Here is a 25,328-nt window from a genome sequence, read left to right as displayed (position 1 = left end):
CTGGAGCACCGCAATTCAACCGCACTGATCTGCAAACGTCAGGACCTGCCACGCATGGCCAACACGACGCGCGCACCCAGCGCCGACCCGGCACCCGACCAACCGTCTGAAGGCTACCGCACGCTCTTGGGCCTGATCAGCCACGAGTACTTCCACACTTGGAACGTCAAGCGCTTGCGCCCGGTCGAGTTCGCCCAACACGACTATGGCCAAGAAAACTACACGCAACTGCTCTGGTTTTTTGAAGGCTTCACCAGCTATTACGACGATCTGCTGCTGCGCCGCGCCCATCTGATAGACGACGCCGCCTACCTGAAACTGCTCACCAAGACCATCAACCAAGTGCTGCAAACGCCTGGGCGTGCCGTGCAAAGCGTGGCACAAGCCAGCATGGATGCCTGGGTCAAGTACTACCGGCAGGACGAAAACACCCCCAACGCCACAGTCAGCTACTACACCAAGGGCTCGCTGGTGGCCCTGTGTCTGGACCTGACGCTGCGGCAAGAGGGTAAGACCTCACTGGATGCGGTGATGCGCGCCTTGTGGCTGCGCTGCCAGGGCGGCCCGATGACCGAAGGGGATCTGCTGGCGGTGCTGCAAGCCTTGGGCGGGCGCTCGTTTGCCCTTGAGATCGCCCAGTGGGTGCATGGCACCACGGACCTGCCGCTGCGGCCGTTGCTCGCAGCGCAAGGCGTCAAGGTGTTGGAAGAGCCGGCCCAACTCGCGCAGCGCTTAGGTTTGCGCGTGACAGAGACGGCCGGCGTGCAGATCAAGATCGTGCTGCGCGGCGGCGCGGCCGAACAGGCAGGCTTGGCGGCTGGCGACGAATGGCTGGGCCTTGAAGTGGGACCGGCCAAATCAATCAGCGCCTGGCGCATCAACAAACTCGATGATCTGCTGCTCTACGCTGCCAATGCCAGCAAAGTTTGCGCACTGGTCGCGCGTGACAAGCGTTTGCTGAAACTACCCCTGGCACTGCCTAAATCGATCACCACCTGGCGCCTGGCGGCACGCGACAGTCAACTGATCGGCCAATGGCTAAATGGGTCTTGAGACCTTCAGCGAACCACCTCATTTTTAACCCTCATCCGAAAGAGCACCATGAACTACGAGTTGATCACCATTCGCACCGAGGCCGACAAGATTGCCATCCTGACCCTGAACCGCCCCAAGCAGCTCAATGCGCTGAACGACCAGTTGATGACCGAGCTGGGTGCGGCGCTCAAGGCCTTTGACAGCGACCCGGCAATTGCCTGCATGATCATCACCGGCAGCGAAAAAGCCTTTGCCGCCGGCGCGGACATTGGCGCCATGGCGCAACTGAGCTTTGCCGACGCCTACAAAGGCGACTTCATCACGCGCAACTGGGAGCAGATTCGCAGTGTGCGCAAGCCGGTCATTGCGGCCGTCAGCGGTTTTGCACTGGGCGGCGGCTGCGAGTTGGCGATGATGTGCGACTTCATCATCGCCGCGGATAACGCGCGCTTCGGTCAGCCCGAAATCAAGCTCGGCATCATTCCCGGCGCCGGTGGCACGCAGCGGCTACCACGCGCGCTCGGCAAGGCCAAGGCCATGGACCTGGTGCTCACCGGCCGCATGATGGACGCGCTGGAAGCCGAGCGCGCGGGCCTGGTCAGCCGCGTGGTGCCGCATGATAAATTGATGGATGAAGCGCTCGGGGCGGCCCTGAGGATTGCCGAATACTCGCAAATTGCCACCATGGCCGCCAAGGAATCGGTCAACCGGGCATTTGAAGGCACGCTGAGCGATGGCATCATTTTTGAGCGCCGCCTATTCCATGCGCTGTTTGCCACCGCGGACCAGAAAGAAGGCATGGACGCCTTTTTGAACAAACGCAAGGCGAACTTCTCGCACGAATAAGTACTCAAGGCGGGGCTTAGGGTCACGCTTCTGGCTATAATGCAGGGCTTCGGCGCTTTAGCTCAGTCGGTTAGAGCGATGGAATCATAATCCACAGGTCCGCGGTTCGAATCCGTGAAGCGCCACCAGTCAGCGCCCGCAAGGGATATAGAAAGCCTGCTACTTAATTGTTAGCAGGCTTTTTTGTTAACTTGCGGGATTTGACAGCCAGTGTAAGACGATTTGTGACTGGCTCCTGGCCGTGCTATCTGATGTTCCGAACAAGCTCCGACAAAACATCTAGGATCGTTGGAACAGGTCTGGCCCGTTCCACAGGTCGCGCCTCAGTGCGCTCATGGTGACAGCCAGCACCCCACATGCTTTCTCAGAATATCGCTCGGAGCGCGTAGTAAGCCCGCCCCAACAACTCACGCACGGCAAGGTCCGTCCTCCAAAATGCGCGCGCGTCGGGAAGGTAATCCATGGGTGTAGTTCCTCGCACCTCCACACGGAAGTCCACGGGATAAGGCGTCACGACAAAGCCCGCCTGCTCGAACAAGCTCTTTGCGCGTGACATGTGAAAAGCCGAAGTGACCAGCACGATGCGCTGCACAGCCGGTTCCAGCAACCGCCTCACTGCGGTGGATTCCTGCTCTGTGTTCTGTGCCGGGCCGCTGACCACCATGGCGTCAGCTGGCACGCCCAATCGCAAAGCCATGCGCCGCAGCACTTGACCTTCAGGCTCTTGGTCACCCTGCCAAGGTAGCAGCCCACCGGTGAACACCAGCCGGGGCGCTTTACCCGCAGCGTACAGTTCCACCCCACCAAAGAAACGGTCGACCGCCTCCCCCCATTCGGGTACGACCGCCTGCTTGCCGGGAACATGGAGCATCATCCCGCTCAACACCACCACGGCCTGCGCCGGCGCAACCGATTCAGGCATCAATCGCAATTGCTGTTGCTCCACTGCGCGGAACAAGGGGTCTGACAGCGCAGGCACGCTGGCTGCATAAAGCAGCACGATTGCCAGCAGAGCTGCAACGCGCGAACGCCTGAACGCAGCCCACGCCATCAGCAACAGAATCAGCGCGATAGGCGACAGTGCCAGTGGTAGCAGTCTGTGTAGGTAAATCATCGGACGAGTATGACAGTTCTCATGTCAATGGCGGCACCGGCAGATTTTCACAACGGAACCTTGTTGACCGTCGAACGCAGCTTGGTGCCCAAGCAACGCAGCGGAGCCATCACTCGTTCGCCCTGCCCGGCAACGCGTTCATTGCGATCATTGTTCATCGGCTTGTGGTTTTTCGCTCCATGCTTTCTTCCTCTTTGCACTCGGTTCCCTTCCTGCAGTTGAGCTTGACTTCGCTCGTCATGCTCAATCTGCGGACGGGACCTGCACCAGCAGGCGTGTGTCCATGCTGGGCGGACCCATAAAAAAAACCCCGCTGTTGCGGGGCTTTTTTTATCAGCCCGAAGGCTAATGGTGCTGCAAGTTCTGATTACTTGCGCGTACCGACCACTTCGATTTCAACGCGGCGGTTCTTGGCGCGACCTTCTTTGGTCTTGTTGTCAGCGACTGGTTGCAGCTCGCCCTTGCCTTCGGTGTAAACACGGTTCTTCTCGATGCCCTTGGACACCAAATAAGCCTTCACAGCTTCAGAACGGCGAACCGACAGCTTCTGGTTGTAGGCATCGGTGCCGATGGAGTCGGTGTGACCCACAGCGATGATGACTTCCAGGTTGATGTCTTTGACTTTACCAACCAGATCATCCAGCTTGGCCTTGCCTTCAGGCTTGAGTACCGACTTGTCGAAGTCAAAGAAGGCGTCAGCGGCGTAGGTCACTTTAGTGGCAGCAACTGGCTGAGGTGCCGGTGCGGGCGCTGGTGCGACCACTGCAGGAGCAGGCGCAGCGACCGGTGCGGGCGCTGGTGCAGCTTGGGCCACAATGGCGCCATCGCAGCCAACGGCTGCCGTAGCGGGAGTCCAGTTGGCATCGCGCCAGCACAGGCCGGTGGAATTCTTCCAGATATCACCGCCGGCGCTTTGCCAGTTGTCAATAGTTTGGGCGCCAGCGACAGTTGCAAACGCTGCGGCAGCAACCAGCATTGCCACTTTATTCAATTTCTTCATGTGTTCTCCTTTTGGGGAAAAAAGCCGCAGCAGCGCTGCGAAAATTTAAAGACGCTTCAGATGCCAATCACCTGAAACGTTAAATGTATTGTGCCACAGCGCCTTTTCGCCTAGAAGGCCAAATGGGGCTTCGGCATGGCATCCTACAAGAACAGCCCATAAATGCACGCCGTTGTTGCCACGAAGCCACAGGGCAAGCCAGCCAGACGCCCATTAGAATGCCAGATTGCACTTGATCCTGCCCTAGCCCTGAGCGCCCAATGACCCAATTCGCCAAAGAAACCTTGCCCGTCAGCCTTGAAGAGGAAATGCGGCGCAGTTACTTAGATTACGCCATGAGCGTGATTGTGGGGCGCGCCCTGCCCGATGCGCGGGACGGTTTGAAGCCGGTGCATCGGCGCGTGCTGTTTGCCATGCACGAGCTTAGCAACGACTGGAACAAGCCCTACAAAAAGTCAGCCCGTATCGTAGGCGACGTCATCGGCAAGTATCACCCGCACGGCGACAGCGCGGTCTATGAGACCATTGTGCGCATGGCGCAGGACTTCTCCCTGCGTCATATGTTAGTGGACGGCCAGGGCAACTTCGGCTCAGTCGATGGTGACAACGCGGCGGCGATGCGCTACACCGAGATCCGCATGTCCAAGATCGCGCACGAGTTGCTGGCTGACCTGGACAAAGAGACTGTCGATTTCGGTCCTAACTACGATGGCAGCGAACACGAGCCGCTGGTCATGCCTGCCCGGTTTCCCAATTTGCTGGTCAATGGGTCGTCCGGCATTGCGGTGGGCATGGCGACCAATATCCCGCCCCACAACCTCAACGAAGTGGTGGATGCCTGCCTGCACCTGCTGCGCAACCCGGAGGCCTCGATTGATGAGTTGATGGAGATTGTGCCCGCCCCCGACTTCCCCACAGCCGGCATCATTTACGGCATCCAGGGCGTCAAGGATGGCTACCGCACCGGCCGCGGTCGGGTGGTGATGCGCGCCAAGGTGCACTTCGAAGACATCGACAAAGGCCAGCGCCAGTCAATCATCGTCGATGAACTGCCCTACCAGGTCAACAAAAAGACGCTGCAAGAACGCATGGCCGAACTGGTGCACGAGAAGAAGATCGAAGGCATCAGCCACATCCAGGACGAGTCTGATAAATCCGGCATGCGGCTGGTGATTGAACTCAAGCGCGGCGAAGTACCCGAGGTGGTGCTCAACAACCTGTACAAACAAACGCAGTTGCAGGACACCTTCGGCATGAACATGGTGGCGCTGATCGACGGCCAGCCCAAGTTGTGCAACCTCAAAGACCTGCTCCAAGTGTTTTTGCAGCACCGCCGCGAGGTCGTCACCCGGCGCACGGTGTTCAATCTACGCAAGGCGCGCGAGCGCGGCCATGTGCTCGAAGGCCTGGCCGTTGCACTGGCCAATATCGACGAATTCATTGCCATCATCCGCAACGCCCCGACGCCCCCGGTGGCCAAGGTCGAACTGATGTCCAAGCCCTGGGACAGCAAACTGGTGCGTGAAATGCTGACCCGCACCCGGCTTGACGGTGGCGTGATCAACGCCGACGACTACCGCCCGGACGGCCTGGAGAAGACGTATGGCATGGGCAACGACGGCCTGTACCGCCTGTCAGAAGTCCAGGCGCAGGAAATCCTGCAAATGCGTCTGCAGCGCCTGACCGGGCTGGAACAGGACAAAATCGTCGCCGAATACAAGGAGGTCATGGGCGAGATCGAAGACCTGCTCGACATTCTGTCCAAGCCCGAGCGCGTATCTATCATCATTACCGAAGAACTCACCGCCATCAAGACCGAGTTTGGTCAAACCAAGGTGGGCGCGCGGCGCAGCCTGGTGGAATACAGCTCGTTTGACCTGAGCACCGAAGACCTGATCACGCCCACCGACATGGTGGTAACGCTCTCACACAGCGGCTACATCAAGAGCCAGCCGCTCAGTGAATACCGGGCACAAAAGCGCGGCGGGCGCGGCAAGCAAGCCACCGCCACCAAGGAAGACGACTGGGTCGACCAGCTCTTCATTGCCAACACGCACGATTACATCCTGTGCTTCAGCAACCGGGGCCGGCTGTACTGGCTCAAGGTGTGGGAAGTGCCGCAGGGTTCGCGCGGTTCACGCGGGCGCCCCATCGTCAACATGTTCCCGCTGCAAGAGGGCGAAAAAATCAGTGTCGTGTTGCCTTTGACCGGCGACAAGCGCAGCTTTCCGGCCGACCATTTTGTCTTCATGGCAACCTCCATGGGCACGGTCAAAAAGACCCCGCTGGACGATTTTTCAAACCCGCGCAAAGTCGGCATCATCGCGATCAACCTGGACGAAGGTGATTACCTGATCGGCGCCGCCGTCACCGATGGTCAACACGATGTGATGTTGTTCAGCGACGGTGGCAAGGCGGTGCGCTTCAACGAAGACGAAGTCACCGCCCATGGCCGCCAATCACGCGGCGTCAAGGGCATGAATCTCGAAGACGGCCAGAGCGTGATTGCCATGCTGGTGGCTGAAGACGAGCTGCAAAGCGTGCTGACCGCAACCCAGAACGGCTACGGCAAGCGCACCAGCATCACCGAGTACACCCGCCATGGCCGCGGCACCAAGGGCATGATTGCCATCACCCAATCCGAGCGCAACGGCAAAGTGGTGGCAGCCACGCTGGTGCATGCCGACGACGAGATCATGCTGATCACCGACAAGGGCGTGCTGGTGCGCACTCGCGTGTCGGAAATTCGTGAACTGGGCCGCGCCACCCAAGGCGTGACCCTGATCGGTCTCGACGAAGGCTCCAAATTGAGCGGGCTGCAGCGGATCGTCGAAAACGACGCGATTCCCCTGGCCGATGAGGCTGCAGGCGACGAGCCCACCGACACCGACAGCACCGACGAATAGATATCAATTCGATAGCTGCATATGTTTATTGGACGCGGGCTAGCGCCCGATTAACCTTAAATTATTGATGAACCGACCCTACAACTTCTCCGCCGGACCGGCGGCCATGCCGCAAGAAGTGCTGACCGAGGCCGCGGCTGAAATGCTCGACTGGCACGGCAGCGGCATGAGCGTGATGGAAATGAGTCATCGCGGCAAGGAGTTCATCGCCATTTACGAGCAGGCGCAGTTGGATCTGCGCGAACTGCTCGCGGTGCCGGACAACTTCAAAGTCCTGTTCATGCAGGGCGGCGGCTTGGCCGAGAACGCGATTGTCCCGCTGAATATTTCTCGCTCTGGCAGCGCCGACTTTGTCGTGACCGGCAGCTGGAGCCAGAAGTCGCAGCAGGAAGCACGCAAGTATTGCAGCGTCAACATCGCGGCCAGCAATGAGTTGGACGGCCGCACCTCGCTGCCGGACCCTGCCAGCTGGCAACTGACTCGCGGCGCCAGCTACGTGCATATCTGCAGCAACGAGACCATTGACGGCGTTGAATACCAGACCTTGCCTGACCTGCGGGCGCTGGGCAGTGACGCCGCGCTGGTGGTCGACTGTTCATCGCATGTGGCGTCGCGCCCGCTCGACTGGTCGTGCGTGGGCCTGGCCTTTGCCGGCGCACAAAAAAACCTCGGGCCCGCCGGTCTGACGCTGGTGGTGGTGCGCGAAGACTTGCTCGGCCATGCGCTGGCGGTGTGCCCCAGCGCCTTCAACTACAAGACGGTGGCGGACAACCAGTCGATGTTCAACACGCCGCCCACTTACGCGATCTACATCGCGGGCCTGGTGTTTCAGTGGCTCAAGCGCCAGGGCGGTATCCCCGCGATGGAGGCGCGCAACCAGGCCAAGGCGGCGCTGTTGTACGACGCGATTGACAACTCGCAGCTCTACGTCAACAAGGTGGCGCCCGACTGCCGCTCGCGCATGAACGTGCCTTTTTTCTTGCGCGACGAAGGCCTCAATGACGCCTTTTTGACCGGTGCGCGCGACCATGGCCTGTTGCAGCTCAAGGGCCACAAGTCGGTCGGCGGCATGCGCGCCAGCATTTATAACGCGATGCCGATTGAGGGCGTGCAGGCGCTGGTGAACTACCTGCATGAATTTGAAAAGCGCCGCAGCTGAACCAGCGGCTGCTCCGAACCCCGTCTGCAACATTCAAGTCTTCACCATGGCGAAAACCCTCCCTGAACTGCGCGAGCAGATCGACGCGCTTGATCTGGAACTGCTGGCGCTGCTGAACCGGCGCGCCTCGCTGGCCCATGAAGTGGGAGAAATCAAACGCATCGATGGCTCCGCCGTGTTTCGCCCCGAACGCGAAACCCAGGTTATCAGCAGCCTGCAAGCGGCCAACCCCGGCCCGCTCAAGAACACCAGCCTGGCCGTGATCTGGCGTGAAATCATGTCGGCTTGCCGCGCCCTGGAAGCCGCGCAGCGGGTCGCGTATCTGGGCCCGGCCGGCACCTTCAGCGAACAGGCCGCGCTGCAGTTCTTCGGCGCCAGCATCGAGCGCGTGCTGTGCGCCAGCATCGATGAAGTGTTCCGCGCCACGGCGGCGGGTAGCGCGGAATTTGGCGTGGTGCCAATCGAGAACTCGTCCGAAGGTGTTATCTCGCGCTCGCTCGATTTGCTGCTGAACTCGCCGCTGCACATCATCGGTGAAACCAGTTTTCTGGTGCGCCACAACCTGCTTCGGCTCAAACCCACGCTCGCCGAGATTGAAGTGGTCTATGCGCACCCGCAAGCGCTGGCCCAGTGCCAGGACTGGCTGAGTACCCATTTGCCCCACGCCGAGCGCCGGGCTGCCGCCAGCAATGCCGAGGGCGCCCGACTGGCCGCCACCAACCCCGCCTGGGCCGCGATTGCCAGTGAGCGCGCCGGCAGTGAATTTGGCCTGCATGTGGCCTCGCGCGCGATCCAGGACGACGCCTTCAATCGCACGCGCTTTGCCGTGGTCTGCCTGCCGCAAACGCTGGCGGCGCCGCTTGCCACCGGCAATGACTGCGTCAGCCTGATCGTGTCGGTGCCGAACAAGCCCGGTGCCGTGCACGACCTGCTGGTTCCCCTCAAGAAACATGGCGTCTCCATGACGCGCTTTGAGTCGCGCCCGGCGCGCTCCGGGCAGTGGGAATATTATTTTTACATCGACCTGCAAGGCCACCCCTCGCAGCCGCATGTGGCCGCGGCTTTGACTGAATTGCAGAGCCTTTGTGCCTTCTGCAAAGTGCTGGGCACTTATCCTGTAGGTGAATGAATGTTTGAACAACTAGGCCTGATTGGCTGCGGTTTGATGGGCGGCTCCTTTGCGCTGGCGCTCAAACGGGCCGGACTGGTGAAACGCGTCGTCGGCTACAGCAAGTCACCCTCGACCACGGAACGGGCCTACCAGATGGGCGTGATTGATGTGGAAGCGCCGTCTGCCCTGCTAGCGGTGTCGGGTGCCGACATTGTGCTGATCGCGGTGCCGGTGGCGGCCAGCGAGGCCACTTTCAAATCGATCAAGCACCTGGTCACGCCGCAGATGCTGATCATGGACGTGGGCTCGACCAAGCGCGACGTGATTGATGCCGGCCGTCGCGCCCTGCGCGAGCAAATCGGCTCTTTCGTGCCGGCCCACCCGATCGCCGGCAAAGAAGTCTCCGGCGTGGAACACGCCGATGCGGATCTGTACAGCGGCAGGCAGGTGATCCTGACACCGATTGAGCGCACCCTGACCCTCCAGCTGCAAAAGGCAGTCGATGTCTGGTCGGCGTTGGGCTGCCGCGTGGTCCAGATGTCACCCGAGTCGCATGATGCCGCCTTTGCAGCGGTCAGCCATTTGCCGCACCTGATTTCCTTTGCCCTGATGAACGCCATCTCGGGCCAGCCGCAAGGCAAGGACTACCTGTCGCTGGCCGGGCCCGGCTTTCGCGACTTCACGCGCATCGCCGCCAGTGACGCCAAGGTGTGGCGCGACATCATGATCTCCAACCGGGAAGAACTGCTGGCGCAAACCAAAATTTTCCAGCGCAACTTGCAGGCGCTTGAACTCATGATCTCCAGCGGCAATGGCGACGCGCTGGAAGGCCTGATTGAACAAGCGAGCCTCACCCGCGCCCATTGGCGCATGGCGCAGCAGCAAAAATAATGTTTGCAACCGCCTTTCTTGACATTCCAGCGCTCACCGGGGTGGCCGGCACGGTTGTGCTGCCGGGCTCCAAAAGCATCTCCAACCGCGTGCTGCTGCTGGCGGCGCTGAGTTCGGGCAGCACTACGCTGCGCGATCTGCTCGACTCCGACGACACCCGCGTCATGCTAGATGCCTTGCGCGCGCTGGGCTGTGGTGTGCGGCAATCCGGCAGCACCGTCGAGATTGACGGTCTGGGTGGCCAACTCAGGCAAAAATCCGCCAAGTTGTTCATGGGCAACGCCGGCACGGCGATTCGTCCGCTCACCGCCGCGCTGGCCATTCTGGGTGGCGACTTTGAACTGCGCGGTGTGCCGCGTATGCACGAGCGCCCGATTGGCGACCTGGTCGACGCCCTGCGCCAGATCGGCTGCCACATCGATTACCTGTGCCATGAGGGCTTTCCGCCGCTGCACATCGGCCAACCGAGCTTGACGCTGGACGCGCCGATTCGTGTGCGCGGCGATGTGTCCAGCCAGTTCCTCACGGCACTGTTGATGGCGCTGCCTTTGGTTGCCGCAACCCGCGACATCGTCATTGAGGTGGTGGGCGAGCTGATTTCGCGCCCTTACATTGAGATCACGCTCAATCTGCTGGCGCGCTTCAACGTGCGAGTGATCCGCGATGACTGGCAGCGCTTCACCATTCCCGCAGGCAGTCAGTTCCAGTCCCCTGGTACTTTGCACGTCGAGGCCGACGCCTCCTCTGCTAGCTATTTCATAGCTGCTGGCGCAATAGCGACGGGGGCTAGAGGCCTGGACTTGGGGTTTTGCCAAAAAAGCTTAAGGATTGAAGGCGTGGGCGCAGACTCCATCCAGGGCGACATCCGCTTCATCGAAGCCGCGCAGATGATGGGCGCGCAGGTGCACAGCGGCCCCAATTGGCTGGAAGTATCCAGAGGCCGCTGGCCACTCAAAGCCATTGACCTGGACTGCAACCACATCCCGGACGCCGCCATGACGCTCGCCGTGATGGCCTTGTACGCCCAGGGCAGCACCACGCTGCGCAACATTGCCAGCTGGCGCGTCAAGGAAACCGACCGCATTGCCGCCATGGCGTGTGAGTTGCGCAAGCTTGGCGCCACCGTCGAAGAAGGCGCAGACTTCATTCGCGTGACGCCACCAGCCACGGCCAGCGACTGGCGCGCCGCCAGCATCCACACCTATGACGACCACCGCATGGCGATGTGTTTTTCACTCGCCGCGTTCAATCCGGCCGGTCTGCCGGTGCGCCTCGTTGACCCCCAATGCGTGGCCAAGACCTTTCCCGATTACTTTGAAGCGCTGTTCTCGCTCGCGCAGACCTCACCCGAGGCCATTCCCGTGATTTGTGTCGATGGACCGACCGCGTCCGGCAAAGGCACCCTGGCGGGCGCCGTGGCCAAGGCGCTGGGCTACCATTTGCTCGATTCGGGTTCGCTGTACCGGATCACCGCTCTCGCCGCAGTGCAGGCCGGCCTGGCGCTGGAGTCCGCCCATGAGCAAGCGATCGCCGACTTGATTCCAGGCCTGGCCATCCGGTTCAGCCAAGATCAGGTGTTTTTGAATGGTCTTGAGGTCAGCGAGATCATTCGCACCGAAGAAGCCGGCATGAACGCCTCGAAAGTCTCGGCACTGCCCCAGGTGCGCCAAGCGCTCATCGCCTTGCAGCACAGTTTTCGCCAATTGCCCGGGCTGGTTGCCGACGGGCGCGACATGGGCACGGTCATCTTCCCTGACGCCCCCCTCAAGGTGTATTTGACCGCCAGCGCCGAACAGAGAGCACAGAGGCGCTATAAACAATTGATTTCAAAGGGTATTTCGGCTACACTCCTGGCTCTTCGCGCGGACTTGGAAGCACGCGATGCACGGGACACCTCCCGCAGCGTCGCGCCTCTCAAGCCAGCACAAGATGCCAAGCTGCTTGATAACTCGGATTTAACGGTTGAAGAATCGGTCAATCTGGTGTTGGACTGGTGGCAAAGCAAACAGCCTTTCAGAGTGATCTGAGAGGCACATGAGCAAGATCCACTGGATTTTGCACCGGCCCCCATCCGCCTTCTCGCGCTGCTCAAGCGCACTGCTGGTGGGGTTCAACAAACTAACCCGCGGGTAAAACCGCAAATTAACCTGCGGTTCACGCCGCATCAAAACATGTCCGAATCTTTTGCCGCCCTATTTGAAGAGTCCTTGACACGCACCGAAATGCGCCCAGGCGAAGTGATCACTGCTGAAGTGGTGCGTATCGAGCACAGCTTTGTGGTTGTCAACGCTGGCCTCAAGTCTGAAGCCTACGTGCCGCTCGAAGAGTTCAAGAATGACAAGGGCGAAATCGAAGTCCAGGTCGGCGACTTCGTGTCGGTGGCCATTGGCTCCATCGAAAACGGCTACGGCGACACCATTCTGTCGCGCGACACCGCCAAGCGTCTGGCTTCGTGGATGAGCCTGGAAAAGGCCCTGGAAACCGGCGAATTCGTCACTGGCACCACCAGCGGCAAGGTCAAGGGCGGCTTGACCGTGCTGGTCAACGGCATCCGTGCCTTCCTGCCGGGTTCGCTGGTCGACACCCGTCCGACCAAGGACCTGTCTCCATACGAAAACAAGACCCTGGAATTCAAGGTCATCAAGCTCGATCGCAAGCGCAACAACGTCGTGCTGTCGCGCCGTGCCGTGGTCGAAGCCAGCATGGGCGAAGAACGCGCCAAGCTGATGAATACCCTGAAGGAAGGCGCCATCGTGCAAGGCGTGGTCAAGAACATCACCGAATACGGTGCGTTTGTGGATCTGGGCGGTATTGACGGCTTGCTGCACATCACCGACATGGCATGGCGCCGTGTGCGTCACCCGAGCGAAGTGGTAACCGCCGGTCAGGAAATCACGGCCAAGATTCTCAAGTTTGACACCGAGAAAAATCGCGTGTCCCTGGGTCTCAAGCAGTTGGGCGACGACCCCTGGATGGGCGTCAACCGCCGCTACCCGCAAGGCACCCGCATGTTCGGCAAGATCACCAACATCGCCGACTACGGCGCGTTTGTGGAACTCGAACCGGGCATCGAAGGCCTGGTGCACGTGTCCGAGATGGACTGGACCAACAAGAACATTGCACCCGCCAAGATCGTTGCCCTGGGTGATGAAGTCGAAGTCATGGTGCTGGAGATCGACGAAGACAAGCGCCGCATCTCCTTGGGCATGAAGCAGTGCAAGGCCAACCCATGGCAAGAGTTTGCTCAAAATACCAAGCGCGGCGACCGCGTCAAGGGCCCGATCAAGTCGATCACCGACTTCGGCGTGTTTGTGGGTCTGGCCGCTGGCATCGACGGTCTGGTTCATCTGTCTGACCTATCCTGGAACGAAACCGGCGAAGCCGCTGTGCGCGAATACAAAAAGGGCCAGGAAGTTGAAGCCCTGGTGCTGGCCGTGGACGTGGACCGTGAGCGTATCTCGCTGGGTATCAAGCAGCTCGATTCCGATCCGTTCACCACTTTCGCCACCATCAACGACAAGGGTCAAGTGGTCACCGGCAAGGTCAAGACCGTGGATGCCAAAGGCGCTGAAATCGATCTCGGCGACGACATCATCGGCTACCTGCGCGCCAGCGAAATCTCCCGCGACCGCGTGGAAGATGCTCGCAACGTGCTCAAGGAAGGCGACGAAGTCACGGCGGTGGTGGTCAATGTGGATCGCAAGACCCGCAACATCCAGTTGTCCATCAAGGCCAAGGATGCGGCCGATCAAAACGAAGCCATGGCCACTTTGAGTCAGTCCTCTGCCCGCGAAAACGCCGGCACGACCAGCCTGGGTGCTTTGCTGCGCGCCAAGCTGGACAACAACTAAAGGCCAGCAGAAAGATCTGCCGCATCTACACTGCTCCGGCAGCCTCGCGGCTGCCGGAGCAGTGTCGTGTTGGCAACTTCTAGGGATGAGAACTTCTAATAATGACACGCTCTGACCTGATCGAAGAACTGGCCGCCCGCTTCGTTCAACTCACCCGCCGCGATGCTGAATATGCCGTCAAGGCCATTCTTGACGCAATGAACGATGCCCTGGTGCGCGGGCACCGGATCGAAATTCGGGGCTTTGGCAGTTTTTCCATCAACCGTCGACCGCCGCGTATTGGACGCAATCCACGCAATGGTGACAGCGTCGCTATCCCCGAAAAGCGCGTGCTTCACTTCAAACCCGGCAAAGCCTTGCGGGAGACAGTTGATCAACGTACGGCGGAGACGGCCAGCCAGCCCAAAGCCTGACTTAGAATTGGCCCGTCACTCGGGAGACAAGATGAAACAACTCCTGTGGTTGCTTAAGTGGATACTTAAAGCAGCCATTTTTTTTACCCTGTTTGCCTTCGCGCTGAACAATCAGCAAGACACCACCGTGCATTTTTTCTTTGGCACCGAGTGGCGTGCGCCGCAGGTGTTGGTCGTGCTGGCGGTCTTTGCGGTCGGCGTCGTCGTGGGTGCGCTTGGCATGGTGCCGCGCTGGTGGAAACACCGTCGCTCAGCCAACCCGACGCAGTCGGCGGCCCTGACCCCGACTGAAGCAAATAAGTTGCCAGCTGCACCACCGGCCATTCCGCATGGACTTTGACCTGAGCTGGATATTGCTGGGCCTGCCGCTGGCCTTTGTGCTGGGCTGGCTCGCCTCGCGCCTGGACCTACGCCAACTGCGCATCGAGAACCACCAGGCCCCCAAGGCTTATTTCAAGGGCTTGAACTTTTTGCTCAATGAGCAACAGGACCAGGCCATTGACGCCTTCATTGAAGCGGTCCAAAGCGACCCAGACACGTCCGAGTTGCACTTTGCATTGGGTAACCTGTTTCGCCGCCGTGGCGAATATGAACGCGCGGTGCGTGTGCATGAGCATCTGCTGTCGCGAGGCGACTTGAACCTGCTTGATCGCCAGCGTGCGCAGCATGCGCTGGCGCTGGACTATCTCAAGGCGGGTCTGCTCGACCGCTCTGAAGAGGCTTTGCTCAAGCTCGAAGGAACACCGTTTGAGGCGCAGGCGCGCCTGGCGCTGCTGGCCAACTATGAACGCAGCCGCGACTGGCTGCATGCCGCGCAGATCGCACAAAAACTGGAACACGCCAACCAGGGCAGCTTTCAGTGCCGTCTGGCGCATTACCTGTGTGAGCAGGCGGCCGAATCCATCACCGCGCAAGAGCCCGAACAAGCCAAGTCGTTGTTGCAACAGGCGCTTGCCACGGCACCAGAGGCTGCACGACCCCGTCTTGATCTGGCGCAGTTGTTAGCGCGCCAGGGCCGCCCCGAAGAGGCCTACTTGTTGCTCGAAAAATCGCTGCAATCATCGCCTGCGGCCATTCCCTTGATTGCCGCACCGCTGACCGCCTACGCTATCGCTTGCAACCGCGCGCCCGAGGCACTGACCTTGCTCAAGACCCGTTACGTGCTGACCCCCTCGCTGGACGTGCTTGATGCCATCGTCGCGCTGGAGGGCCTCCACAACGGGCCGACACCTGCGGCACGTGACTGGTATGTGCACCATCTGGAGCGCGATCCGTCGCTGGTCGCTGCCGCCAAGTGGATTGCTGGCGAAAAGCTCGAACACGAGAAATTTCATCCGCAGGTCCAACGCGCTCTGGACCAAGCCATCAAGCCGCTCATGCGCTACCGTTGTGCCGCGTGCGGCTTCGAGGCGCAGCAACATTTCTGGCAATGTCCCGGCTGCCAGGCATGGGACAGTTATCCGGCCCGAAGGATCGAAGAGTTATGACTGAACCCTTGAACACCGTGACGATCTCCCGAGACAAACTGTCCAAGGCCCGTGTGTTGGTGGTCGGTGACGTGATGCTGGACCGCTATTGGTTTGGCGCCGTCGACCGCATATCTCCCGAGGCGCCCGTGCCGGTGGTGCGCGTCACGCGCGAAGAAGAACGCAATGGCGGTGCCGCCAACGTCGCGTACAACGTGGTCACGCTCGGTGCTCAGGCCTCACTGCTGACGGTGGTGGGCGATGACGAGGCCAGCCACAAACTCGAAGCACTGGTCGCCGACACCGGCATCCACACCTACTTTGGCCGCGACGCCGACCTCAAGACCACCGTCAAGCTGCGGGTGATTGGCCGGCAGCAACAACTGCTGCGCCTGGATTTTGAAAACACACCCAAGACGGAAGTGCTGGCCTCGCAGACCGCCACTTTTGCCAAACTGCTGCCCGAACATGATGCTGTGCTGTTTTCCGACTACGGCAAGGGCGGTCTGGCGCACGTCAGCGACATGATCGCGCGCGCAGCGGCTGCGGGCAAACCGATCCTGATCGATCCCAAGGGAGCCGACTACTCGCGCTACAAAGACGCCAACATCATCACGCCCAACCGCCCGGAGTTGCAGCAGGTGATTGGCCCCTGGCTGAACGAGTCTGAACTGCAAACCAAGGTGCAGAACCTGCGCCGCCAGCTCAGACTGCAGGCGGTGCTGCTGACACGCAGCGAAGAAGGCATGACGCTGTTTGACGACGAGGGCCAGCTCAGTGTGACGGCCCAGGCGCGTGAAGTATTTGACGTCACCGGCGCCGGCGACACGGTCATTGCCACCATGGCCACGCTGCTGGCCGCCGGCATGAGCATGCGCGACGCGCTACCGCTGGCGAATCGGGCCGCTGGCCTGGTGGTCGGCAAATTTGGCACTGCCACGGTTTCTTATGAGGAGTTGTTTGCATGACACGAATTGTTGTGACTGGCGCTGCCGGTTTTATTGGCAGCAACATCATCAAGGGCCTCAACGCCCGTGGCCTGGACGACATCATCGCCGTAGACGACCTGACACAAGGCGACAAATTCCGCAACCTGGCTGAACTCAAGATTTCAGATTACGTCGATGCCGGTGCGTTCTACGCGCTGTTTGCCCACGGTGCCTATGGCCAGATCGAGGCCGTGTTCCACGAGGGTGCCTGCAGCGACACCATGGAAAGCAATGGCAAGTACATGATGGACAACAACTATACGACCTCCTTGGACCTGTTTCACGCCTGCCAGAAGCGCGGGGCACGGCTGCTGTACGCATCCAGCGCAGCCACCTACGGCGGCTCTGACACGTTCCGCGAAGACCCCACGTTTGAGCGCCCACTCAATGTTTACGGTTACTCCAAACTGCTGTTTGACCAGCGCATGCGACGTGACTGTGGCAATGACTTTCGGCGCTCGGTGGCCGGCAAGACCGGCCAGGTGGTGGGTTTTCGGTACTTCAATGTGTATGGGCCGCACGAGCAGCACAAAGGCCGCATGGCGAGCGTCGCCTTTCATCAGTTCAACCAGTTTCAGGCTGAAGGCAAGGTCAAACTATTTGGCGACTACGGTGGCTATGCCGCAGGTGAGCAGAAGCGCGATTTCGTCTTCATTGACGACGTGGTGGCGGTCAACCTGTGGTTCTTTGATCACCCCGGTGTATCCGGAATTTTCAATCTGGGCACAGGCCGCGCGCAGCCCTTCAATGATGTGGCCAGCTCGGTGGTCAATGCGCTGCGCGGCCTTCAGGGTCAAAGTGCGCTCGGGCTTGACGCCCTCGTAGAGGCCGGTTTGATTGAGTACATCCCGTTTCCAGACGCATTGCGGGGCAAATACCAGAGCTACACCCAAGCCGACTTGAGCGCCCTGCGGGCCACCGGCTGCGACCAACCGTTCGCCGATGTGCAGACCGGTGTTTCGAACTATGTGCAGTGGCTGGCCCGCCAGGCCTGATCGGCGCCGGTCTTGACGAGCAACGTTGCCCGCGTCCATGGCCCACATGGATGTGTTGATCAAATATTCTTGTCCACCCGTGAGCGGCAACCGTTCTACTATGATTCGGCGCATGATCTCCGTACTTGCCATTTGCATCGGTGCCAGCCTCGGCGCCCTGGCCCGCTGGCGTTTGGGTCTTTGGCTCAACCCAGGCGCGGTGCTCCCGCTGGGCACGCTGGCGGCCAACCTGATCGGCGGCTACCTTGTTGGTATTTGCGTCGCGGTGTTTCAGGCCCTGCCAAATCTGGATCCTGTCTGGCGCCTGGCAATGGTCACCGGCTTTCTTGGCGCGCTGACCACGTTTTCGAGTTTCTCAGCTGAAGTGGTCGGCATGCTGGGGCAGCAGCGCTATGCGCTCGGGTTTGCCACGGCTGGGCTGCACCTGTTTGGCTCACTGCTGCTGACTCTGGCGGGCATTAAAACTGCGACTTTTTTAATAGCTATTAATGCATAGTAGACAAGGGCCAGGGGCTGATTTGGCTTAAGAAAATGTGACGGCCAAGGTCACCTGGGCGAAGAAGGCCACATGGCCAACAAGGTATTCTCATCGTGAGAAGCGCCTGATTCAAGTCTGAAATATTTTGACGGTATAATCCAACCCTTGATTTTCCGCAAGAGCGACAGCAGCACCTCCGGGTTTAGCCAAACGATGACAACGTTCACGACCGGCCACCTTACCGCAAGGACTGCACTCCAAATGTTCGCCCTCACATCTTGCCAATGGAAATCTTCTCCATTCCAACGAACTGTGCCAACCGGGTGCCTGTTCATTCTGTCTTTTCTCTTGATATTCAGAGGTTTTAGATGCCCGCTCAAAACACCAAGAAGCCTGTCCAGTCCGCTACAAAGCCGGTTGCCAATGCCAAGTCGGCAGCAGCGCCCCTAGTGGCGACCAAATCCACCACCCAGAAGCCCGACAAGAAAGACAAATTAGTGATCGCATCCAAGCCCCCTGCCAAAGCAGCCACCATTGAATTGAAGAAGGCGGCTCCAACCGCGGTTGCAGTTGAAATTGTTGCCAAGAAAAAGCCGGGCCGACCGCCCAAAGCCGCAGCAGTCGAATCCGATGCAGAGCCAAAAACCGGGGCCAAACGCGGCCGCAAGGCAAAAAATGCGGCAGAGTTGACTGGCTCGGATGACGTGGATATGGCCGACATTGAAGCCGATCTTGTCGGGGAACCCGTCGTGACAGGCGAAAAGGTCAAACCTTTGCGCATGAAAATCAGCAAGGCCAAAGAGCGCGCGCTGATGAAGGAATTCGGCCTTGACGAAACGGTGCTGTCTGAAGAAGACATGGCCAAGCGCCGCCAACGCCTTAAAGCCTTGATCAAGTTGGGCAAGACACGCGGCTACCTGACACACGGCGAGATTTCCGACCACCTGCCCGACAAACTGGTTGATGCCGAAACACTGGAGGTTGTGATCTCCATGCTCAACGACATGGGTGTGGCGGTCTACGAGCAAACGCCCGACGCCGAAACCCTGCTGCTCAATAACAACGTCTCAACTGCCGCCACCGAAGAAGAAGCCGAAGAAGAGGCCGAGGCCGCGCTGTCCACCGTGGACAGCGAGTTCGGCCGCACCACTGACCCGGTGCGCATGTACATGCGGGAAATGGGTACGGTGGAGTTATTGACGCGCGAGGGTGAAATCGAAATCGCCAAGCGCATCGAAGGTGGTTTGATGGCCATGATGGAGGCGATTTCAGCCTCCCCCGCCACCATTGCCGAGATTCTTCGTCTGAGTGAAGACATCCGCGAAGGCAAGGTCGTCATCACCACCATCGTGGACGGTTTCTCCAACCCGAACGAAGCCGATGACTATGTGGCCGAGGAAGATTTCGACGAGTTCGACGCGGCCGACGATGACGACGGCAAGGGTGGCTCCAAGGCATTGACAAAAAAACTGGAAGAACTCAAAAAAGAGGCGCTTGACCGTTTTGACAGACTGCGTGGACTGTTTGAAAAAATCCACACCATTTACGACAAGGAGGGCTATGGCACGCCCAGCTATATCAAGACGCAGAAGGCCTTGTCTGAAGAGTTGATGTCGATCCGATTTACCGCCAAGACCATTGAAAAACTGTGTGACTTGGTCCGTTCACAAGTGGACGATGTCCGCAAGAAAGAACGCGAACTGCGCCGGATCATCGTTGACAAATGTGGCTACCCGCAAGAGAACTTCATTGCAGACTTCAGCGGGCGCGACAAGCATGGCAACAAGGTAGCCAGTCAGTTGTTAAATTTGAAGTGGATCGAGAAACAGGCGGCCTCCGGCAAGCACTGGGGTGCCATCATGGCCCGCAACATCCCGCCAGTGCAGGACCTGCAGCAGAAGTTGACCGACCTGCAAGCCAAAGTCGTGGTGCCGCTTGACCAACTCAAGGACATCAACAAGCGCATGAACGAAGGCGAATACTCATCGCGCGCGGCCAAGAAGGAAATGATTGAGGCCAACTTGCGGCTGGTGATTTCCATCGCCAAAAAATACACCAACCGCGGCCTGCAGTTCCTGGACTTGATCCAGGAAGGCAACATCGGCTTGATGAAGGCAGTCGACAAATTTGAATACCGTCGCGGCTACAAGTTCTCGACCTACGCCACTTGGTGGATTCGTCAGGCCATCACGCGCTCGATCGCTGACCAGGCCCGCACCATCCGCATCCCGGTGCACATGATCGAAACCATCAACAAGATGAACCGTATCAGCCGTCAGCACTTGCAGGAATTCGGCTTTGAGCCTGATGCCAGCGTGCTGGCTGAGCGCATGGAGATCCCAGAAGACAAGATCCGCAAGATCATGAAGATCGCCAAGGAACCGATCTCGATGGAAACGCCCATTGGTGACGATGACGATTCTCATTTGGGCGACTTCATTGAAGACGCTGCCAATACCGCGCCGATGGAAGCGGCCATGCAAGCCGGTCTGCGTGACGTCGTGAAGGACATTCTGGACAGTCTGACACCGCGGGAGGCCAAGGTTCTGCGCATGCGCTTCGGCATTGAGATGACCAGTGACCACACCCTGGAAGAGGTTGGCAAGCAGTTCGACGTGACGCGCGAGCGCATCCGTCAGATTGAGGCCAAGGCGCTGCGCAAGCTCAAACACCCATCGCGCTCGGACAAGCTGCGCAGCTTCACCGACAACCTTTAGGCATACATCAAGGGGCGGAGTTTATCCGTCGCCCCCAGAGAGCCACTGTACGTGCGATCGCACATGCGGTGGCTTTTTGATATCTGCTACAGAAGCACTGATCCGGCCTACATCGTAGAAAGCAGACTCTTGAATTCACTACTGAGTCTTGGTGCCCGAGGCCGGAATCGAACCGGCACGCCCCTTGCGGAAGCAACAGATTTTAAGTCTGGTGTGTCTACCGATTTCACCACTCGGGCATGGGCTGGAAGTGGAGGCGCGACCCAGAGTCGAACTGGGCTAGACGGATTTGCAATCCGTTGCATAACCGATTTGCTATCGCGCCAAATTTTCCTTACAAAAAAGGGAAGCATCAGCTTCCCCTTTTATTGCAATTTGGAGCGGGAAAAGAGACTCGAACTCTCGACCTCAACCTTGGCAAGGTTGCGCTCTACCAACTGAGCTATTCCCGCGTTTCAAGCTTTAAATTATAACGTAATTTCTCATCTCTTTGATAGACCAGTAAGAAAATTTCCCCCCTGTAAATCAATGCTTGATGGACACACCCGACTCAGGCGCAGGCACCACGACGGGTGCAGCGGCAGCCACCGCCAGTTCCTCGTCAGACAGGGGCTTCGGCATTCTCTCCAATGCCAATTCGAGCACCTTGTCGATCCAGCGCACAGGCACGATCTCTAAGCCGTTTTTTACGTTCTCGGGAATGTCCTGCAGGTCTTTAGCGTTCTCCTCGGGAATCAGCACCGTCTTGATACCGCCTCGCAAGGCGGCCAACAACTTCTCCTTTAGACCACCAATGGCAGTCACTTCCCCGCGCAAGGTTATTTCGCCCGTCATGGCCACATCACCACGCACCGGAATACCCGTCATGGCAGAAACGAAGGCGGTCGTCATCGCCGCACCCGCACTCGGGCCGTCCTTGGGTGTGGCGCCGTCAGGCACGTGAATATGGATATCTTTCTTTTCGAAAAACTCGTCCTTGATGCCCAATCGGCGTGAGCGGCTGCGCACCACCGTGCGTGCAGCCTCAACAGACTCCTTCATCACGTCGCCCAGTGAACCCGTGCGCGTGATGACACCCTTACCGGGCATCATGGCAGCCTCGATCGTCAGCAAATCGCCGCCGACCTCTGTCCAAGCCAAGCCTACCACTTGGCCGACCTGATTCTTTTGCTCAGCACGACCATAGTCGTACTTGCGAACGCCCAGAAAATCATTGAGGTTGTCGGCAGTTACCAGCACCTTTGGCGTCATCTTCTTGAGCAGCAGGCCCTTAACCACCTTGCGGCAGATTTTCGAGAGCTCACGTTCCAGCGAACGGACACCCGCCTCACGGGTGTAGTAGCGAACAATGTCACGCACGGCATCTTCGCCAACCAACAACTCTTCTTCCTTGACACCATTGTTCTTGAGCTGCTTGGGCAACAGGTATTTGAGGGCAATGTTGGTTTTTTCGTCTTCGGTATACCCAGACAGGCGAATTACTTCCATGCGATCAAGCAGAGCTGACGGAATATTCATGGAGTTGGACGTGGCCACGAACATGACGTCGCTCAAATCAAAATCAACTTCGACGTAATGGTCACCAAATTTGTGATTTTGCTCCGGGTCCAGCACCTCCAACAAGGCGCTCGATGGATCACCGCGAAAGTCGGTACCCAGCTTGTCAATCTCGTCGAGCAAAAACAGCGGGTTGCGCGTGCCCACCTTGGCCAGGCTCTGCAGCACCTTGCCCGGCATGGCGCCGATATAAGTGCGGCGGTGGCCGCGAATTTCCGCCTCGTCGCGCATGCCGCCCAAAGCCACCCGCACATACTTGCGCCCGGTCGCCTTGGCAATGGATTGCCCCAGTGACGTCTTGCCAACACCCGGAGGTCCGACCAGACACAAAATCGGCGCCTTGACCTTTTCCACCCGTTGCTGCACCGCCAAGTACTCAACAATTCGGTCTTTCACCTTGTCCAGCCCGTAGTGGTCCTCATCGAGCACTTTTTCTGCATTGCCAAGGTCATGCTTGATCTTGGTTTTAATGGCCCACGGCAAGCCGATCAGGACATCAATGTAGTTGCGCACGACGGCCGCTTCTGCCGACATGGGGGACATCAATTTCAGCTTCTTCAGCTCGCCCTCGGCCTTCTTCAGCGCTTCTTTGGGCATTTTGGCCGACTTGATTTTCTTCTCAATCTCGTCGATGTCGGCGCCATCTTCACCTTCGCCCAACTCCTTCTGAATCGCTTTGACCTGCTCGTTCAAGTAAAAATCGCGCTGATTCTTCTCCATCTGCCGTTTGACGCGGCCCCGGATCTTTTTGTCAACGTTCAAGATATCAACTTCGCGCTCGATCTGCTCAAACAGGTTCTCCAGACGCTCTTTGACACCCGAAAGACCCAATACAGCTTGCTTGCTGTCGAGCTTGAGCGGCAAATGCGCGGCGATGGTATCCGCCAGACGACCAGCGTCATCAATGCTTGAGATGGACGTCAATATCTCAGGTGGGATTTTCTTGTTGAGCTTGACGTACTGGTCAAACTGCTGCATCACCGCGCGACGCAAGGCCTCAATTTCGCTGGCTTTGCCACGAGATTTTGTCTCTGACTCTGGCAGCACTTCAATCGGCGTGACATTGGCTGAAAAATGCAGCTCACCATCTTCGATCTTGTTCACGCGTGCGCGCTGCTGGCCTTCGACCAACACCTTGACCGTCCCGTCGGGCAGTTTGAGCATCTGCAAAATGGTCGAGACGCAGCCGACGTCAAACATGTCGCTGACCAGCGGATCGTCCTTGGCCGCAGTCTTCTGGGCCACCAGCATGATCCGGCGCTCAGCCTCCATGGCTGCTTCCAGCGCCTTGATGCTCTTGGGCCGACCGACAAAAAGCGGAATCACCATGTGGGGGAAAACAACCACGTCGCGCAGTGGCAACAATGGCAAATCCAGGGGGGTAGCAGGCAAATGGGTATGACCAGACATGAAAAGTCCCTCTCGTTACCTGTTAAATATGAATCGGAAGTTCAGGTTTTCAACCCGAAGCCAATTATTAAGCAGCCGGGCGCGTCTCAAGCTTGAATAAACGCGCGCAAACACCAAGCAAATCAGGCCTTCTTGGCAACCTCGCGGTAGACCAACAGAGGCGGCTTGTTCTCATCAATCGTCGACTCGTCCACGACGACCTTGTCAACGTTAGACGTATTGGGTAAATCGAACATGGTGTCGATCAACGATTGTTCAAGGATCGAGCGCAGGCCACGCGCCCCCGTCTTGCGGGCCAGTGCCTTCTTGGCGATAGCTTTCAAGGCAGACGGACGAATTTCAAGATCAACGCCCTCCATCGCCAGCAGCTTGCTGTACTGCTTGACCAGCGCGTTCTTGGGCTCGGTCAAGATTTGTACGAGTGCGTCTTCACTGAGTTCGGCCAGCGTTGCCACCACCGGCATCCGACCCACCAGTTCAGGAATCAGCCCAAATTTGATCAAGTCCTCAGGTTCAACTTCCTTGAACACCTCGGTCAGACTGCGCTGCTCTTTGCTCTTGACCGTGGCCCCAAAGCCCATGCCCGACGATTGTGTGCGGTTGTCGATCACTTTTTCCAGGCCAGAAAATGCGCCGCCGCAAATGAACAGGATGTTGGTGGTGTCGACCTGCACAAAATCCTGATTCGGGTGCTTGCGTCCGCCTTGCGGTGGCACGCTGGCCATGGTCCCTTCAATCAGTTTAAGCAGCGCCTGCTGCACGCCTTCACCCGAGACATCACGGGTGATCGAAGGATTGTCTGACTTGCGGGAAATCTTGTCGATTTCGTCAATGTAGACAATGCCGCGCTGGGCGCGCTCCACTTCGTAATTGCAGCTTTGCAGGAGCTTGAGCACAATGTTTTCAACGTCCTCGCCCACATAACCGGCTTCAGTCAGGGTAGTCGCATCGGCCATCACAAAAGGCACATCGAGCATACGGGCCAGTGTCTGCGCCAACAGCGTTTTGCCGGACCCGGTCGGGCCGATCAGCAAGATATTGCTTTTGGCCAATTCAACGTCGTCCTTTTTGGCCTTTTCCTGGTGCCGCAAGCGCTTGTAGTGGTTGTAAACCGCCACCGCCAGCGTGCGTTTGGCAGGTTCCTGCCCAATCACGTAATTGTCGAGATTGTTCTTGATCTCCAGCGGCGTTGGCAGCTCATCACCGCCACTGCGTACTTCGGTGCTGGGCGGCAATTCATCGCGAATGATCTCATTGCACAGATCAATGCACTCGTCGCAAACAAATACCGACGGGCCCGCGATCAGCTTCTTGACTTCATGCTGGCTTTTGCCGCAAAAAGAACAATAAAGCGTTTTTTCGCTGGAGGAGCCTTTTTTTTCAGCCATGT

General features: G+C 58.7%; 18 protein-coding genes, 4 tRNA genes and 1 pseudogene. 16 read left to right on the top strand and 7 right to left on the bottom strand.

Going from position 1 to position 25,328, the window contains the following annotated elements; all coding sequences use genetic code 11:
• From GZ093_RS08930 to GZ093_RS08920, 3 genes and pseudogenes are all read left to right on the top strand, one after another.
• Nucleotides 1-1,053, top strand: a pseudogene (locus tag GZ093_RS08930) (peptidase M61); the annotation flags it as partial.
• A 48-nt stretch (nucleotides 1,054-1,101) separates the two neighbouring features.
• Nucleotides 1,102-1,881, top strand: coding sequence for an enoyl-CoA hydratase (locus tag GZ093_RS08925; RefSeq protein ID WP_296485026.1), 780 nt, complete (start codon nucleotides 1,102-1,104; stop codon nucleotides 1,879-1,881).
• Nucleotides 1,882-1,932: 51 nt separating this feature from the next.
• Nucleotides 1,933-2,009 (top strand) — tRNA-Met (locus tag GZ093_RS08920).
• Between the two features lie 236 nt (nucleotides 2,010-2,245).
• Here GZ093_RS08920 and GZ093_RS08915 read toward each other — a convergent pair.
• Both GZ093_RS08915 and ompA read right to left on the bottom strand, forming a co-directional pair.
• Nucleotides 2,246-2,995 (bottom strand): YdcF family protein, encoded by a 750-nt coding sequence (locus tag GZ093_RS08915; RefSeq protein WP_296485022.1) that lies wholly within the window; start codon nucleotides 2,993-2,995, stop codon nucleotides 2,246-2,248.
• A gap of 367 nt (nucleotides 2,996-3,362) precedes the next feature.
• Nucleotides 3,363-3,995, bottom strand: a complete 633-nt coding sequence (gene ompA / locus GZ093_RS08910; RefSeq protein WP_296485020.1) for an outer membrane protein OmpA — start codon at nucleotides 3,993-3,995, stop codon at nucleotides 3,363-3,365.
• 260 nt (nucleotides 3,996-4,255) lie between these two features.
• On the opposite strand from ompA, the gene gyrA reads away from it, so the two are divergent.
• From gyrA to rpoD, 13 genes are all read left to right on the top strand, one after another.
• Complete coding sequence (gene gyrA / locus GZ093_RS08905; RefSeq protein WP_296485018.1) at nucleotides 4,256-6,901, top strand: DNA gyrase subunit A; 2,646 nt, start codon at nucleotides 4,256-4,258, stop codon at nucleotides 6,899-6,901.
• A 67-nt stretch (nucleotides 6,902-6,968) separates the two neighbouring features.
• Nucleotides 6,969-8,060 (top strand): 3-phosphoserine/phosphohydroxythreonine transaminase, encoded by a 1,092-nt coding sequence (gene serC, locus GZ093_RS08900; RefSeq protein WP_296485015.1) that lies wholly within the window; start codon nucleotides 6,969-6,971, stop codon nucleotides 8,058-8,060.
• 46 nt (nucleotides 8,061-8,106) lie between these two features.
• A complete protein-coding gene (gene pheA / locus GZ093_RS08895; RefSeq protein WP_296485013.1) occupies nucleotides 8,107-9,189 on the top strand; it encodes a prephenate dehydratase in 1,083 nt (360 codons plus the stop codon).
• Nucleotides 9,190-10,062, top strand: a complete 873-nt coding sequence (locus GZ093_RS08890) for a prephenate dehydrogenase/arogenate dehydrogenase family protein (protein ID WP_296485010.1) — start codon at nucleotides 9,190-9,192, stop codon at nucleotides 10,060-10,062.
• On the top strand, nucleotides 10,062-12,089 hold the full coding sequence (locus GZ093_RS08885; protein ID WP_296485007.1) for a bifunctional 3-phosphoshikimate 1-carboxyvinyltransferase/cytidylate kinase: 2,028 nt from the start codon (nucleotides 10,062-10,064) through the stop codon (nucleotides 12,087-12,089). Before GZ093_RS08890 ends, GZ093_RS08885 begins: the two co-directional genes overlap by 1 nt.
• A gap of 21 nt (nucleotides 12,090-12,110) precedes the next feature.
• Complete coding sequence (gene rpsA, locus GZ093_RS08880) at nucleotides 12,111-13,913, top strand: 30S ribosomal protein S1 (protein ID WP_363260481.1); 1,803 nt, start codon at nucleotides 12,111-12,113, stop codon at nucleotides 13,911-13,913.
• Between the two features lie 101 nt (nucleotides 13,914-14,014).
• A complete protein-coding gene (locus GZ093_RS08875; RefSeq protein WP_296485005.1) occupies nucleotides 14,015-14,326 on the top strand; it encodes an integration host factor subunit beta in 312 nt (103 codons plus the stop codon).
• Nucleotides 14,327-14,357: 31 nt separating this feature from the next.
• Complete coding sequence (locus GZ093_RS08870; RefSeq protein ID WP_296485004.1) at nucleotides 14,358-14,666, top strand: lipopolysaccharide assembly protein LapA domain-containing protein; 309 nt, start codon at nucleotides 14,358-14,360, stop codon at nucleotides 14,664-14,666.
• Nucleotides 14,656-15,813 carry a lipopolysaccharide assembly protein LapB gene (gene lapB, locus GZ093_RS08865; protein WP_296485001.1) on the top strand — a complete coding sequence of 386 codons (1,158 nt, stop codon included), beginning with the start codon at nucleotides 14,656-14,658 and terminating at the stop codon, nucleotides 15,811-15,813. The genes GZ093_RS08870 and lapB overlap by 11 nt, the downstream gene beginning before the upstream one ends.
• Complete coding sequence (rfaE1, locus tag GZ093_RS08860; RefSeq protein ID WP_296484998.1) at nucleotides 15,810-16,760, top strand: D-glycero-beta-D-manno-heptose-7-phosphate kinase; 951 nt, start codon at nucleotides 15,810-15,812, stop codon at nucleotides 16,758-16,760. The genes lapB and rfaE1 overlap by 4 nt, the downstream gene beginning before the upstream one ends.
• Complete coding sequence (gene rfaD / locus GZ093_RS08855; protein WP_296484994.1) at nucleotides 16,757-17,776, top strand: ADP-glyceromanno-heptose 6-epimerase; 1,020 nt, start codon at nucleotides 16,757-16,759, stop codon at nucleotides 17,774-17,776. Before rfaE1 ends, rfaD begins: the two co-directional genes overlap by 4 nt.
• Before the next feature lie 112 nt (nucleotides 17,777-17,888).
• Nucleotides 17,889-18,272, top strand: coding sequence for a fluoride efflux transporter CrcB (gene crcB / locus GZ093_RS08850; RefSeq protein ID WP_296484991.1), 384 nt, complete (start codon nucleotides 17,889-17,891; stop codon nucleotides 18,270-18,272).
• 350 nt (nucleotides 18,273-18,622) lie between these two features.
• Nucleotides 18,623-20,971: an RNA polymerase sigma factor RpoD gene (gene rpoD, locus GZ093_RS08845; RefSeq protein ID WP_296484989.1), complete on the top strand. Its 2,349-nt coding sequence runs from the start codon at nucleotides 18,623-18,625 to the stop codon at nucleotides 20,969-20,971.
• 149 nt (nucleotides 20,972-21,120) lie between these two features.
• Here the strand turns inward: rpoD and GZ093_RS08840 are convergent.
• The 5 genes from GZ093_RS08840 to clpX form a co-directional block, all read right to left on the bottom strand.
• Nucleotides 21,121-21,210 (bottom strand) — tRNA-Leu (locus GZ093_RS08840).
• A 12-nt stretch (nucleotides 21,211-21,222) separates the two neighbouring features.
• Nucleotides 21,223-21,296 (bottom strand) — tRNA-Cys (locus GZ093_RS08835).
• Between the two features lie 51 nt (nucleotides 21,297-21,347).
• A tRNA-Gly gene (locus GZ093_RS08830) sits at nucleotides 21,348-21,423 on the bottom strand.
• 73 nt (nucleotides 21,424-21,496) lie between these two features.
• The gene (gene lon / locus GZ093_RS08825) at nucleotides 21,497-23,938 is read right to left on the bottom strand and encodes an endopeptidase La (protein WP_296484986.1); all 2,442 of its coding nucleotides are present in this window, start codon (nucleotides 23,936-23,938) and stop codon (nucleotides 21,497-21,499) included.
• A 122-nt stretch (nucleotides 23,939-24,060) separates the two neighbouring features.
• The gene (clpX, locus tag GZ093_RS08820; protein WP_296484983.1) at nucleotides 24,061-25,326 is read right to left on the bottom strand and encodes an ATP-dependent Clp protease ATP-binding subunit ClpX; all 1,266 of its coding nucleotides are present in this window, start codon (nucleotides 25,324-25,326) and stop codon (nucleotides 24,061-24,063) included.
• Between the last annotated feature and the right edge of the window lie 2 nt (nucleotides 25,327-25,328).

The sequence above is a fragment of the Rhodoferax sp. genome (genome assembly GCF_010365055.1).
GTDB lineage: Bacteria > Pseudomonadota > Gammaproteobacteria > Burkholderiales > Burkholderiaceae_C > Rhodoferax.
The sequence above is the reverse complement of the archived record's forward strand: the minus strand, read 5'-3'. Positions and strand labels throughout refer to the sequence as shown.

What these genes read in the sequence shown, in the direction of transcription:
- GZ093_RS08915 (WP_296485022.1), bottom strand. Translation starts at nt 2,995, where the DNA reads ATGATTTACCTACACAGACTGCTACCACTGGCACTGTCGCCTATCGCG.
- pheA (WP_296485013.1), top strand. Translation starts at nt 8,107, where the DNA reads ATGGCGAAAACCCTCCCTGAACTGCGCGAGCAGATCGACGCGCTTGAT.
- lapB (WP_296485001.1), top strand. Translation starts at nt 14,656, where the DNA reads ATGGACTTTGACCTGAGCTGGATATTGCTGGGCCTGCCGCTGGCCTTT.
- crcB (WP_296484991.1), top strand. Translation starts at nt 17,889, where the DNA reads ATGATCTCCGTACTTGCCATTTGCATCGGTGCCAGCCTCGGCGCCCTG.
- lon (WP_296484986.1), bottom strand. Translation starts at nt 23,938, where the DNA reads ATGTCTGGTCATACCCATTTGCCTGCTACCCCCCTGGATTTGCCATTG.
- rfaD (WP_296484994.1), top strand. Translation starts at nt 16,757, where the DNA reads ATGACACGAATTGTTGTGACTGGCGCTGCCGGTTTTATTGGCAGCAAC.
- rfaE1 (WP_296484998.1), top strand. Translation starts at nt 15,810, where the DNA reads ATGACTGAACCCTTGAACACCGTGACGATCTCCCGAGACAAACTGTCC.
- GZ093_RS08875 (WP_296485005.1), top strand. Translation starts at nt 14,015, where the DNA reads ATGACACGCTCTGACCTGATCGAAGAACTGGCCGCCCGCTTCGTTCAA.
- serC (WP_296485015.1), top strand. Translation starts at nt 6,969, where the DNA reads ATGAACCGACCCTACAACTTCTCCGCCGGACCGGCGGCCATGCCGCAA.
- GZ093_RS08925 (WP_296485026.1), top strand. Translation starts at nt 1,102, where the DNA reads ATGAACTACGAGTTGATCACCATTCGCACCGAGGCCGACAAGATTGCC.
- GZ093_RS08870 (WP_296485004.1), top strand. Translation starts at nt 14,358, where the DNA reads ATGAAACAACTCCTGTGGTTGCTTAAGTGGATACTTAAAGCAGCCATT.
- gyrA (WP_296485018.1), top strand. Translation starts at nt 4,256, where the DNA reads ATGACCCAATTCGCCAAAGAAACCTTGCCCGTCAGCCTTGAAGAGGAA.
- GZ093_RS08885 (WP_296485007.1), top strand. Translation starts at nt 10,062, where the DNA reads ATGTTTGCAACCGCCTTTCTTGACATTCCAGCGCTCACCGGGGTGGCC.
- rpoD (WP_296484989.1), top strand. Translation starts at nt 18,623, where the DNA reads ATGCCCGCTCAAAACACCAAGAAGCCTGTCCAGTCCGCTACAAAGCCG.
- GZ093_RS08890 (WP_296485010.1), top strand. Translation starts at nt 9,190, where the DNA reads ATGTTTGAACAACTAGGCCTGATTGGCTGCGGTTTGATGGGCGGCTCC.
- clpX (WP_296484983.1), bottom strand. Translation starts at nt 25,326, where the DNA reads ATGGCTGAAAAAAAAGGCTCCTCCAGCGAAAAAACGCTTTATTGTTCT.
- ompA (WP_296485020.1), bottom strand. Translation starts at nt 3,995, where the DNA reads ATGAAGAAATTGAATAAAGTGGCAATGCTGGTTGCTGCCGCAGCGTTT.